Below are 12,162 nucleotides of genomic sequence, written 5' to 3'. Positions count from 1 at the left end.
GCGCTACCCGATGGCCGACAGCAGCAGGGCCACGCCGGCGAAGATGTAGGCCAGCCAGGTGGCGACCATGCCGACCGAGCGGCCGATCGAGGCGCCGCCGTTGGTGGACAGGCCGAACGCGTGGATCGCGCGGCCGGCGAACAGGATGAAGCCCACGACGTGGATGGCCAGCGGCGAGGCGCCGGCCACGGCCAGCACGGCCAGGGCCGCGACGCCGGTCGGCACGTATTCCGTCGCGTTGCCGAAGGCGCGAATGGCGCGGGCCAGTTCCGGGATGCCCTCGTCGCCCAGCGCGACCTTGTGCTTCTGGCGCAGGCGCACGACCAGCAGCGACAGGATCAGCAGCAGGAAAAGGTGCAGGCCGGCCCACAGCGCGGCGGCGTGCCCGGAAGCGATCGTATCCATCGGTAATTCAAGCCCTAGTGACTAATCCCGCCCCCCGGCGAACGCTCATATGAAACGTTTGACCGGGGCTCGGCAACCCAACCCGCCTTTCAGGCGACTTGGCGCGCGATCGGATAGAGCAGGTAGTGGTCGTCGTAGAAGGGCGTGCGTTCGTAGAACCAGGCCAGGCGGGCGTCAGGATCGGCGGCGAACTTGGGCTCGGCGGCCAGCTTGGCCTCGAACTCGGCCTTGAGCTTCGGATCATCGGCCATCATCGCCTCGGCCAGCGGGGCGATGGCGTAGGACTCGATATATTCCACGCGGCTCAGCACCTCGGGGACCATGCCCCAGGCGAAGAAGCTCTCGCTGGACTGCGGCTCCAGCAGAAGCACGACGAGGTCGCCCAGCGGCTGGTCGGTCGGCACGCGGATCGAACCTTTCGGGAAGGTCCAGTCGCGGGTCTCCGTCGTCACGGTCTCGACGCTGATCTGGACGTGGCCCTCGTTGGCGCGGTCGGCCAGCTTGGGATCGACCAGGCGGATCATCTCGACGGTCACGACCGTGTCGGCCGCCAGGGTCTCCAGCGTCACGCCGTGCAGCTTCAGCCGCTCGATCAGGTCGGCGCGGTAGCTGGGCACGTAGTAGGCGACCGGGCGCTTGAGGCTCAGGCTCGAGTGCGAGCCGTAGAACGGCGCCGACCACAGCTCCGGATCGGCCTCGCCCAGCCAGCGGATCTCCTGCCGGCCCGAGGCGGGGCTGTCATAGGTCTCGTACTTGATGCCCTTGAAGTGGCGCATGTAGGCGGGCTTAGGATCGGAGACGAAGTTGGCTAGCACCTGCGCCGGTCGCAGGGCGCTGTCGGCGGCGATGGCCGTGCGCAGGTCGCCGCCCTTGTCGGCCAGCAGCTTCAGGGCCGTCTCGATGAAGACGTAGGTCCCGAGCACGCGCTGGACGTGGGGCTTGAGGCTATGGTTCTCGATCAGGATGGTCGGGACGTGGGCCGCCGCGCCCCAGCCGTTGGAGAAGCGCTCGCCGAGGCCGCCATCGTTGAAGCCGGCCTTGGGGTTCTGGTCGTCGATGCCGAACACCAGTTCGCCCGGGATGTGGCCCTCGGCCTCCAGGCTGGCGTTCATGGTCGGCTTCAGCACGTCATCGAGCCACTTGGCGATGGCCGGCGAACGGTTCCACACGCCGTTCTCGCCATTGAAGCCGTAGGTGACGTCGTACTGGTAGTCCAAGCCGTCGGTCACGTGGACGTCGACATAGAGATCGGCCCTGTACTTGGCCTGCAGGCGCTTGAGGGCCTGCATCTCCGGCTGGTCCAGCTTCATGAAGTCGCGGTTGAGGTTCTGGTTGGTCGCCGTGTTGCGCCAGCCCTGGATGCGCGGCCCGCGCTGGTTGGGGCGGGAGTAGGCCGAAGCCCGCTCATGGCCGTCGACCGACAGGATCGGGATCAGGACCAGGTTGACCGTGTCGAGCAGCCCGTCCTTGCCGTGGAACGCCATGTCCCGCAGCAGCATCATGCCGGCGTCCTTGCCGTCGATCTCGCCGGGGTGGATGCCGCACTGGACCAGCAGCAGCGGCTTCTTCGGGTCCAGCGTCTCGCCGTCCCTGGTGGCGACGACGGCGAAGATCGCGCGGCCCTGCGGCGAGACGCCGAAGTCCTCGACGCGGATCAGTTTCGACGCGCTATCCAGGCGATCGAACCAGGCGCGGGTGTCGACATAGTTCGGCGAGAAGTCGTGCTCGGGGTCGGCCTCGAAGGCGGTGATCCACGGATCGGACGCATCGCGGATCAAGCCCTGGCTGGCGCCCTGCCAATGCGGAGCCGGCGGCAGGAAGGGCTGATCCCAGGGGGCTTTCGTGGACATGCGAGGCTCCAGAGCAAACAGGCCGCTGTCGTCGCGCCTCAAAGCCTCTCTGGCAAGCCTTAGAAGGTGAACATCACCACCACGAAGATGGCGTTCAGCATGGCCAGCAGCACCAGGTTGGCCGCCCGGTTGCGGATCAGGAACAGCGCCGCGATCAGGCTGTAGAAGGCCAGCAGCAGGGTGGCGCGCAGGCCCATCCACCGCACCTGCACCGACTCGGCGAAGCCGCGCACCAGCAGCGAGGTGACCTCGAAGCCCAGCAGGCTGCCGACGATCATGCCGCCGACGATCAGGGACTTGTGCTTGTCGTAATAGGCGTCGAGGTCGGGCCAGGCGGTCAGGTCATCCGGCGCGACCAGGCTGGCGATCAGGAAGTAGCACCCGGCGGCCACGATGCCGTTGGTGACGACGCCCAGGCCCAGGTCCGCCAGGCCCATGATCTTCGAGGCGTTGGTGAGGAAGCTGCAGATTTCCAGCAGGAGCAGCAGCATCAGCAGCGGCGTGGCCCAGCCGATCCTGACCGTCTCCCGCGCGCGGATCAGGCGCGCGGCCGACGACAGCAGCCGGGCGACGGCCAGGGCCAGCAGCGCGCCATAGGCGGCGAAGAAGATCTCGATCGCGTCCATCAGGCCCCCACGGCGACTCGTGAGAACGCTACTTCCAGATCGGAGTCCCGTCTCCCGGCAAACCCAGGCGAGCCCACTTTTCCGTAACGGATTCAATCACCGATTGGTCCATGCGGATTTCCTCGCCCCATTCGCGCTTGGTCTCGGGCGGCCACTTGTCGGTGGCGTCCAGACCGATCTTGGAGCCGAGGCCGCTCTCGGGGGAAGCGAAGTCCAGATAGTCGATCGGGGTGTGCTCGATCACCGTGATGTCCCGGGCGGGATCCATCTTGGTGCTGATCGCCCACATCACGTCCTTCCAGTCGCGAGCGTTGATGTCGTCGTCCACGACGATCACCCACTTGGTGTACATGAACTGGCGCAAGTAGCTCCAGACGCCCAGCATCACGCGCTTGGCGTGGCCGGGATAGGCCTTCTTCATCGACACCACGGCGATGCGGTAGCTGCAGCCCTCGGGCGGCAGCCAGAAGTCGACGATCTCGGGGAACTGCTGGCGGATGAGGGGAATGAACACCTCGTTCAGCGCCTCGCCCAGCACCGAGGGCTCGTCCGGCGGCCGGCCGGTGAAGGTCGTCAGGTAGATCGGGTCCTTGCGCATGGTGATCGCCGTCGCCTGGAAGACCGGGAACTTCTCGACGCTGTTGTAGTAGCCGGTGTGGTCGCCGTAGGGGCCTTCGTCCTCGAACTCGTCGAGCAGGACGTGGCCCTCGATGATGATCTCAGCGTGGGCCGGGACCATCAGCGGCACGGTCTTGGCCGGCACGAGATCGACCTTGGCGCCGCGCAGCAGGCCGGCGAACTGGTACTCCGACAGAGTGTCGGGCACCGGCGTCACGGCGGCCAGGATGGTGCCGGGATCGGCCCCCAGTACGGCGCAGGCGGGCAGGGGATCCTTGTTGCCCGCCTTCTTGTGGCGGGCGTAGTGCTGGGCGCCGCCGCGATGGGCCAGCCAGCGCATGATGCACTTGTCCTTGCCGAGGACCTGCATGCGGTAGATGCCGAGGTTGAAGTCGTCCTCGCGGTCCTTGCCCGGACCCTTGGTGACGACCAGCGGCCAGGTGATCAGCGGCGCGGGCTCGCCCGGCCAGCAGGTCTGCACCGGCAGCTTGGTGAGGTCGATCTGGTCGCCGGTCAGGACGACCTCCTGCACGGGGGCCTTCTTCACCGTGCCGGGACGCATGCTCATGACCGTCTTGGCCAGGGGCAGCATGTCGATGGCGTCCTTCAGGCCCTTGGGCGGCTGGGGCTGTCGCAGGAACGCCAGCAGCTCGCCGACCTCGCGCAGCTCGCCGGCCGTCTCGCGCGGTTCGCCGCCCAGCGTCACGCCCATGGCCACGCGCTTGACCGTGCCGAACAGGTTGGCCAGGGCCGGCATTGACGAGCGCGAGCCGTCGGGCAGCAGCACGTGCTCGAACAGCACGGCCGGGCCGCCGGTGGCCAGCAGGCGGGTCTGGATCTCGGTCATCTCCAGCACGCTGGAGACCGGCTCGGTGACGCGCACCAGCTCGCCCTTGGCCTCCAGGACGTCGATGAATTCGCGCAAGGAACGGTAGGCCATGGGGTACTCGCCTATGGGGGTCTAGTTCGCGACGGCCAGGTCGTCGGCGTGGATCATCGGGCCTTCGGTGAAGCCGAGTTCGGCCTCGATAGCGTCGGAGCGCAGGCCGGCGATGCGGTGAGCGTCGGCGCTGTCGTAGCGGACGAGGCCTCGGGCCACTTCCTGGCCGGTCTCGTCGCGGACGCGGACGGCGTCGCCCTTCTCGAACGGGCCCTCGATGGCGCGGACGCCGGCGGCCAGCAGGCTCTTGCCGGCAGCCAGCGCGTTGGCCGCGCCGGCGTCGACCGTCACCCAGCCCTGCGGCGCCAGCGAGCCGGCGATCCAGGCCTTGTAGGCGGCGGCGGGCGAGGCTCCGGCCTCGATCAGGGTGGCCTTCTCGCCGTCGGCGATGGCGGCCAGCGGGCGCGGGCGCGAGCCCAGGGTGATGAGCGTGGCGCAGCCGGCGGCGCGGGCGATGCGGGCGGCGGCGATCTTGGTGGCCATGCCGCCGGTGCCGACGCCGGCGGCGGCGTTGGCGCCCTCGGCCATGCCGGCGATCTCGTTGGTGATCTCGCCGACAAGCGGGATGTGCGCGGCCTTGGGGTTCTTGCGCGGATCGGCGGTGTAGAGGCCGTCGATGTCCGACAGCAGCACCAAGAGGTCGGCGCCGGCCATCTGGGCCACGCGGGCGGCCAGGCGGTCGTTGTCGCCGTAGCGGATTTCTTCGGTGACGACCGTGTCGTTCTCGTTGACCACCGGCACCACGCCTAAGCCCATCAGGGTCTCGGTGGTGGCGCGGGCGTTCAGCCAGCGGCGGCGGGTCTCGGTGTCGTCGCGGGTCAGCAGGATCTGGGCGACGCCGATGCCGTGCGGCTCGAAGGCCTCTTCCCAGGCGCGCATCAGCAGGGACTGGCCGGCGGCCGCGGCGGCCTGCTTCTCGGGCAGGGTCGCCTTGCGGCCGGTCAGGCCGAGGCGCCGGCGGCCCAGGGCGACCGCGCCGGACGAGACCACCAGCACCTGCTTGCCGGCGTCGCGAAGGGCGGCGGCGTCGGCGCAGAACGCCTCCAGCCAGGCGCGGTTGGCCGCGCCCGTCTCGGCGTCGACCAGCAGGGCCGAGCCGACCTTGAACACGATGCGGCGGGCCTTCGAGAAGGCCTCCCTACTACCGCCTAAAGGGGCTTGGCTCACGGCGTCCAGCCCCCGGGGGTCTCCTCGATGTGGTCCTCGTCCTCGTCGATATCCGCCTCGAGCTCGCCGCGACGGATGCGCACCTGCTTGTAGGCGGCGCGCAGCAGCTCGGTGACGCCCTGGCCCGAGACGCCCGACACAAGGAACGGCTTGATCCCGGACACTTCGGTCAGCTCGGCGATCTTCTCGGCGAGGGTTTCCTCGTCGAGGGCGTCGATCTTGTTCAGGGCCAGGATCTCGGCCTTGTCGGCCAGATCCTCGCCATAGGCTTCCAGCTCGCCCCGGATCGTCTCATAGGCGCCGGCGATGTCGTCCTGGGTGCCGTCGATCAGGTGGATCAGCGTGGCCGAGCGCTCGACGTGGCCCAGGAAGCGGGTGCCCAGACCCGCGCCTTCCGACGCGCCCTCGATCAGGCCGGGGATGTCGGCGATGACGAAGCGCTCGTCGGTCGACAGGTCGACGACGCCGAGGTTCGGGGTCAGGGTCGTGAACGGATAGTCGGCGATCTTCGGCTTGGCGGCGCTGGCGGCGGCCAGGAAGGTCGACTTGCCCGCGTTGGGCAGGCCGACCAGGCCGACGTCGGCGATCAGCTTCAGCCGCATCCAGATCCAGCGCTCTTCGCCTTCCTGGCCGGGATTGGCGTATTTCGGGGCCTGGTTCACCGGGCCCTTGAAGTGCAGGTTGCCCCAGCCGCCGTTGCCGCCCTTGGCCAGCAGCAGGCGTGCGCCCGCGTGGTCGAGGTCGGCGATCAGCGTCTCCTTGTCCTCTTCGAGGATCTCGGTGCCCACCGGAACCTTCAGCAGCACGTCCTCGCCGGCGGCGCCGTGGCGCGCGCGGCCCATGCCGTGGATGCCCGTGCCGGCCTTGAAATGTTGCTGATAGCGGTAGTCGATCAGGGTGTTGAGGCCCTCGACGGCCTCGATCCACACGTCGCCGCCGCGACCGCCGTCGCCGCCGTCCGGGCCGCCGTACTCGATGTACTTCTCGCGGCGGAACGACACCGATCCGCCGCCGCCGTTACCGGAGCGGATGTAGATCTTGCATTGGTCCAAGAATTTCATGGCGCTCTTTAGTCCCAAGGGGTCCCGCGCGTCGAGCCAAAATGGCTCCAGGGCTTACGCAACGGCATCCACACCCGTCCTTCGAACTGTGACGCTTGGCCGCTACGAAAAGCGCGACCGCTGTTCGTCGTCGTGACGAAATGTTAAAACACATGGTGCGACAAAGTGTCTTGGCAGCGTAACCGCCGTAATATCTCGGCGGAGTGGGAGGCTGACCTTGGCTACGGCAGAAGACAACAAGGCGATACTGGCGGGGGATCTGCGCGATTTGTCGACGCAGGAGCTTCACCGTAAGTATAGCGCCGAGGCGTCGGTCCACCGCAACATCTTGATCGCCCGGGGCACCGGCGTCGCGCCGCAGTGGCGCGAGTTCAAGACGTTCGTCGCCGAGGTGGGGCTGCGGCCCTCGCCCGATCACAGCCTGGTGCTGGTCAACCGCTATGAGCGCACCTACGGCCCTGGCCGCGCCAAGTGGATGACGGCCGAGGAGCAGGCCGCCCACGAGATCGAATTCGACCGCCTGCGGGCGGAAAAGCAGCGCGAAGAGCAGCTGCTGATGCACAAGACCGCCGCGACCAAGCGGGCCAGCGCGCCGAACGCCCCGTCGTTCGGCCAGTTCACGCCGATGGCCGGCAAGCACGTGGCCTTCACCGACGTCGCCCGCAAGCTGGCCATCCCGGTCAACGCTCTGTCCAAGACCATGCCGGCCGGCACCTCGGCCGACGAGCTGGTCAAGCGCTCGGCCGTGGTCAACGAACTGATCAACGAGCAGGCCACCTGGCTGCCGCCGGATCCGGTGCGCAAGGCCGGCTTCTTCGAGGCCTATCGCATCTGGCACCTGCAGGTGCAGCCGCAGTTCGGCCGCGCCGCCACCCCGACCTTCCTGTTCCTCTACATCGCCCTGCCGGTCATGAAGCAGTGCCGCGACGAGCTGATGGACCTGGACCTGTGGAACCCGCTGGGCCAGCGCGCGATGAGCGCCCGCGACGCCCACATCTCGTGGAAGAAATACACCGAGTTCATGCCGCGGGCTCAGGTGGCGCTGATGGAGATTCCCATCTACGCGACCTACTCGCTGCTGTCGGACCTGGACGCCCTGTGCGAGCGGATCGTCACCGCCGAGAAGCGCTTCCGCGAAGGCCCGCAGAAGGTGATCCACACGCACCGGGCGGCTTAGAGCCCTAAGCCAACCACACCATCATCCGCGTCGCCGCCGGCTCGCCGCGCGCGATCGAGGGCTTGTGCTCGACGACGCCGGTGTACAGGAACCCGGCCTTGACCAGCACGCGGCCCGAGGCGTCGTTGTCGGCGAAGTGGCCGGCCACGACATAGCGCTTCTTCCAGGCCTGCCGGGCCCAGTCCAGCGCGCCGCGCGTCGCCTCGGTGGCGAAGCCCTGGCCCCAGTAGGGGCGGCCGATCCAATAGCCCAGCTCGACCTGGCCGTCGGCCGTGGTGAACATGCCGATGACGCCGACCAGGCCCTCGCCCTCCAGCTCGATAGCGAAGGTGTTGTCGCGCGCGCGGTCCTGCGTGCCGCAGCGGGCCACGAAGTCCTCGGCGTGGTCACGGGTGTAGGGCGAGGGCATGCGCGTGGTCATGCGCGCCACGTCCGGATCGACGCAGAAGCTGGCCACACGCCCGACGTCGGCCTTGGCCGGGGCGCGCAGCGTCAGCCGCTGGGTCGCGATGACGGGTCTTTCTTCGATGACGCACATCGGCGCCTCCCAGAGTTCTCGGCCCCTCGTTTGATCGGGAACCGTGACGCCGCCATGGCGAAGTTCGTATCAGAAGGCGGCGAGACAAAACAAAAGCGGGGAGCCCGGCGTTCCGGACTCCCCGCTAGAGATCGTCTGTCCGGATCGTCTTCTTTGTGAGAAGCACGACCCGAATGAACTCTGGTTCGTGCTTACTCGGCCGGTTGCGCGGCCGGAGTCACCGTCACGTACGTACGGTTATGCTTCTTGGTCACGAAGCCCACGGCGCCTTGCACGAGGGCAAAGAGGGTGTGGTCCTTGCCGATGCCGACGTTGGTGCCCGGATAGAACTTCGTGCCGCGTTGACGCACGAGGATGTTGCCGGCGAGAACCTTCTCGCCGCCGAACTTCTTCACGCCAAGGCGCTTCGATTCCGAGTCGCGACCGTTGCTGGACGAGCCGCCTGATTTCTTGTGAGCCATCTTGCTCTCCTACCTTTAGAAAGCGTCGCCCTTAGGCTTCGCCTTCCTCCGTGGTGGCGGCTGCCTTCTTAGGGGCGGCCTTCTTCTTCGGGGCGGCTTCAGCGGCCGGCTCGACGGCGGCGTCAGCAGCCTTCGGAGCCTTGGCGGCCTTCTTCGGAGCGGCCGGAGCCGCTTCGGTCGAGCCGGTCGGGATGCTGAACGGCACGGCGGCGTCGCCGAGGCCGCGAGCGCGGGCGTCCAGGATGACCTTCGGGGTCAGGTCGATAGCGCCTTCCCACTTGGCTTCCTGACCAGCGCCGACGACCGACGTGACGCGCACGACGGATTCGAACTGGCGGTGACCGCGGGTGCGGCGGTAGCCCTGACGGCGGATCTTCTTGAAGATCTTCACCTTCTCACCCTTGCGGGTTTCGATCAGGGTGCCGGAGACGACAGCGCCGTCCACGAGAGGGGCGCCGACCGTCACGGCCTCGCCTTCGCCAAGCATCAGGACTTCACCGAAGGCCACGGCAGCGCCGGGTTCACCTTCGAGCTTTTCGACCACCAGCAGGTCGCCGGCTTGAACCCGGTACTGCTTGCCGCCGGTTTTGATCACCGCGTACATAGGTTTAGCGCCTTAAAAACGTGCGTTCGCAAAATAGGGAACGCCCGCTCGGAAACCCGGCGGGCGAAGAGGGCGCGACTTATACAGCCAGAAGGGCGGGAGTCAACGCCGTTAGGGCGGATTCAGCCGACCACGGCGCTTAAGTGCGATTAGCGCGCCACGCCCTCTGTGTTGTTACTTTATAACGCGCTATATGCCGTGACGTGAACTCGACCTTCTTCACCTCCATCGCCGTCACCGGTTTCGCCGTGGCCTTCCTGCATGCGGCCCTGCCCACGCACTGGCTGCCGTTCGTGCTGGTCGGCCGCGCCCAGAAGTGGTCGACGGGTCGCACCCTGGGTGTGACCCTGCTGGCGGGCCTGGGCCATGTGGGCCTGACGATCGCGCTGGGCCTTGGCCTGGTGGTCGCGGGCCTGGCGCTGGAGCCCAAGCTGGGCGGCCTGTTCCACTGGGTCGTGGGCGGTCTGATGGTGGCCGTGGGCGTCTTCTATATAGCGCGAGGCCACAACCACGCGCTGCCGGAAGCCGGCCGCAAGGCCTATGCCTCCGACCGCGCCGCGATCATCGCCCTGGTCACCCTGCTGACCCTGTCGCCCTGCGAGGCCTTCCTGCCTTACTACCTGGCCGGCATGCAGCACGGCTGGCAGGCGTTCCTGGTGCTGAGCGGCGTGCTGATGGCCGCCACCTCGGCCGGCATGCTGATCTTCACCAGCCTGTCCCTGGCCGGCTTCAAGCGCCTGGGCCTGCAGTGGGTCGAGCGCTACGAGGAGACCATCCTGGGCGTGGCCCTGGTGCTGGTCGGCCTGGCGGTTGCGTTCTTCAAGACGTAGCCGCTTCCGCTAGGGCCTCGAGGCTCCTAAATAGCGGCCATGACCCAAGCTTCTCCCGCTCCGACCGGCAAGATCCCCGTCACCGTGCTGACCGGCTATCTCGGCGCCGGCAAGACCACGCTGCTCAACCGCATCCTCACCGAGGAGCACGGCAAGCGCTACGCCGTGATCGTCAACGAGTTCGGCGAGGTCGGCATCGACAACGACCTGGTGGTCGGCGCGGACGAGGAAGTGTTCGAGATGAACAACGGCTGCGTCTGCTGCACGGTGCGCGGCGACCTGATCCGCGTCCTCCAGGGCCTGATGAAGCGCAAGGGCGGGTTCGACGCCATCATCGTCGAGACGACCGGCCTGGCCGATCCAGGCCCGGTGGCCCAGACCTTCTTCGTCGATGACGACGTCAAGGCCCGCACGGCCCTCGATTCGGTCACCGCGGTGGTCGACGCCAAGCACATCATGCTGCGCCTCTCCGACAGCAAGGAAGCCGTCGAGCAGATCGCCTTCGCCGACCAGATCGTGCTGAACAAGACCGACCTCGTGTCGGAAGACGATCTGCGCCACGTCGAGGCCCGTATCCGCCGCATCAACCCGCTGGCCCCTATCCACCGCGCCCAGCGTTCGAACGTCCCGCTGGACGCCATCCTGGGCAAGCACAGCTTCGACCTGGAGCGGATCACCGAGCTGGAGCCGTCGTTCCTGAACCCGGCCCACGGCGAGGCCGGTCACGTGCACGACGAGCACTGCGGCCACGACCATCACCACCATGATCACGACCACGGGCACGTCCACGACGAACACTGCGGTCACGACCACCACGACCACGACCATGATCACGGTCACGACCATGGCCACGCCAGCGCCATCCACGACGACGGCGTCAAGGGCATCTCCCTGACCCTGGACAAGCCCGTCGACGGCCAGAAGATCACCGCCTGGCTCAACGACCTGCTGGCCAAGCGCGGCCCCGACATCCTGCGCGCCAAGGGCATCATCGACGTGAAGGGCGAGAACAAGCGTCTCGTCTTCCAGGCCGTCCACATGATCCTGGAAGGCGACTTCCAGCGCGAATGGACCGACAAGGACAAGCGCTACAGCCGCATGGTGTTCATCGGTCGCGACCTGGACGAAGCGGAGCTGCGCGCCGGCTTCGAGGCGACGGCGGCTTAGTCACCCGTTTCCCTCTCCCCTTGCGGGAGAGGGTGGCCCGCGCAGCGGGTCGGGTGAGGGGTTGAAGAACGTATCCGCCGCGACCGGCCCATCGGCTAGTCGCGGCGGTTTTCGTTTGCGCGACCTCTCATCCGTCGCCTCTGGCGACACCTTCTCCCGCAAGGGGAGAAGGGAACGGGCCTAGTGCAGGTCCTCGTTGACGATCCCCACCTTGGTCCAGCCGTTGTCGTGGACTTCGTTGATGACGCCCATCAGCGCCTCGTAGGGCACGTCGGCCTGGGCGCTGATCATCACCCGCTGCTGGCCGCGCGCGAGGGTCTCGCCATTGGCCTTGAAGCTGGCGTTCAGGTCGCCGGCCAGGGTGTCCAGCCGCGTCGCCTGGCCGGCCAGGAACAGCCCGCCGCCATTCTGGATGGCGATCACCACCGGCTTGCTGAGCGAGGCCTCGTTCGAAGACGGCGGCAGGTCCAGCTTGATCGAGGTCACGGCCGTCGGCACGGCGACCATGAAGATGATCAGCAGCACCATCAGGATGTCGACGAAGGGCGTGACGTTGATGTCCGCGTTCTGGCGCACCGCATAACGGCCGCCACCGCCGCCCGAGAGTTTCACCGCCATGGTCTTTCCCTCCTCGTTCCGAAGTTACGTTTGTAGATTGCGCTTGTTTCTACAATTGTAAAGTCGCGAGTGCGTCGTAGGGATTTGGACACGAAAAAGG

Annotated in this window: 14 protein-coding genes; 3 read left to right on the top strand and 11 right to left on the bottom strand. The window is 67.4% G+C overall.

All coding sequences use genetic code 11. The features are described 5' to 3' along the window. Positions 1-3 precede the first annotated feature (3 nt). The 6 genes from AC07NI_RS11850 to obgE form a co-directional block, all read right to left on the bottom strand. A complete protein-coding gene (locus tag AC07NI_RS11850; protein WP_492836449.1) occupies positions 4-405 on the bottom strand; it encodes an MAPEG family protein in 402 nt (133 codons plus the stop codon). A gap of 89 nt (positions 406-494) precedes the next feature. Further along, the gene (locus AC07NI_RS11845) at positions 495-2,255 is read right to left on the bottom strand and encodes a M14 family metallopeptidase (RefSeq protein WP_494618999.1); all 1,761 of its coding nucleotides are present in this window, start codon (positions 2,253-2,255) and stop codon (positions 495-497) included. 59 nt (positions 2,256-2,314) lie between these two features. Next, a complete protein-coding gene (locus AC07NI_RS11840) occupies positions 2,315-2,881 on the bottom strand; it encodes a hypothetical protein (protein ID WP_494618998.1) in 567 nt (188 codons plus the stop codon). A 28-nt stretch (positions 2,882-2,909) separates the two neighbouring features. After that, the gene (locus tag AC07NI_RS11835) at positions 2,910-4,439 is read right to left on the bottom strand and encodes a UbiD family decarboxylase (RefSeq protein ID WP_494618997.1); all 1,530 of its coding nucleotides are present in this window, start codon (positions 4,437-4,439) and stop codon (positions 2,910-2,912) included. A gap of 21 nt (positions 4,440-4,460) precedes the next feature. Continuing rightward, positions 4,461-5,606 (bottom strand): glutamate 5-kinase, encoded by a 1,146-nt coding sequence (proB, locus tag AC07NI_RS11830; RefSeq protein ID WP_494618996.1) that lies wholly within the window; start codon positions 5,604-5,606, stop codon positions 4,461-4,463. Then, positions 5,603-6,667: a GTPase ObgE gene (gene obgE, locus AC07NI_RS11825; protein WP_494618995.1), complete on the bottom strand. Its 1,065-nt coding sequence runs from the start codon at positions 6,665-6,667 to the stop codon at positions 5,603-5,605. The genes proB and obgE overlap by 4 nt, the downstream gene beginning before the upstream one ends. A gap of 217 nt (positions 6,668-6,884) precedes the next feature. Here obgE and AC07NI_RS11820 point away from each other — a divergent pair, with 217 nt between their 5' ends. Continuing rightward, the gene (locus tag AC07NI_RS11820) at positions 6,885-7,844 is read left to right on the top strand and encodes a hypothetical protein (RefSeq protein ID WP_494618994.1); all 960 of its coding nucleotides are present in this window, start codon (positions 6,885-6,887) and stop codon (positions 7,842-7,844) included. Between the two features lie 4 nt (positions 7,845-7,848). Here AC07NI_RS11820 and AC07NI_RS11815 read toward each other — a convergent pair whose 3' ends face one another. From AC07NI_RS11815 to rplU, 3 genes are all read right to left on the bottom strand, one after another. Continuing rightward, positions 7,849-8,382, bottom strand: coding sequence for a GNAT family N-acetyltransferase (locus AC07NI_RS11815; RefSeq protein WP_494618993.1), 534 nt, complete (start codon positions 8,380-8,382; stop codon positions 7,849-7,851). Between the two features lie 191 nt (positions 8,383-8,573). Further along, a complete protein-coding gene (gene rpmA / locus AC07NI_RS11810; protein ID WP_096052697.1) occupies positions 8,574-8,843 on the bottom strand; it encodes a 50S ribosomal protein L27 in 270 nt (89 codons plus the stop codon). Positions 8,844-8,874: 31 nt separating this feature from the next. Next, a complete protein-coding gene (gene rplU, locus AC07NI_RS11805) occupies positions 8,875-9,447 on the bottom strand; it encodes a 50S ribosomal protein L21 (RefSeq protein ID WP_494618992.1) in 573 nt (190 codons plus the stop codon). A 203-nt stretch (positions 9,448-9,650) separates the two neighbouring features. Between rplU and AC07NI_RS11800 the strand changes: the two genes are divergently transcribed. Continuing rightward, on the top strand, positions 9,651-10,277 hold the full coding sequence (locus AC07NI_RS11800; RefSeq protein ID WP_494618991.1) for a hypothetical protein: 627 nt from the start codon (positions 9,651-9,653) through the stop codon (positions 10,275-10,277). Between the two features lie 39 nt (positions 10,278-10,316). Next, on the top strand, positions 10,317-11,444 hold the full coding sequence (locus AC07NI_RS11795) for a CobW family GTP-binding protein (RefSeq protein ID WP_494618990.1): 1,128 nt from the start codon (positions 10,317-10,319) through the stop codon (positions 11,442-11,444). Here the strand turns inward: AC07NI_RS11795 and AC07NI_RS11790 are convergent, their stop codons facing one another. Together AC07NI_RS11790 and AC07NI_RS11785 are read right to left on the bottom strand one after the other, a co-directional pair. Continuing rightward, entirely contained in the window at positions 11,445-11,606 is a 162-nt protein-coding gene (locus AC07NI_RS11790) for a hypothetical protein (RefSeq protein WP_494618989.1), read from the bottom strand. Positions 11,607-11,624: 18 nt separating this feature from the next. Further along, entirely contained in the window at positions 11,625-12,062 is a 438-nt protein-coding gene (locus tag AC07NI_RS11785; RefSeq protein WP_494618988.1) for an ExbD/TolR family protein, read from the bottom strand. Positions 12,063-12,162 lie beyond the last annotated feature (100 nt).

It is taken from the genome of Caulobacter sp. GW821-FHT10E02, assembly GCF_059415225.1.
This window is presented reverse-complemented; position numbering and strand designations above follow the sequence as displayed.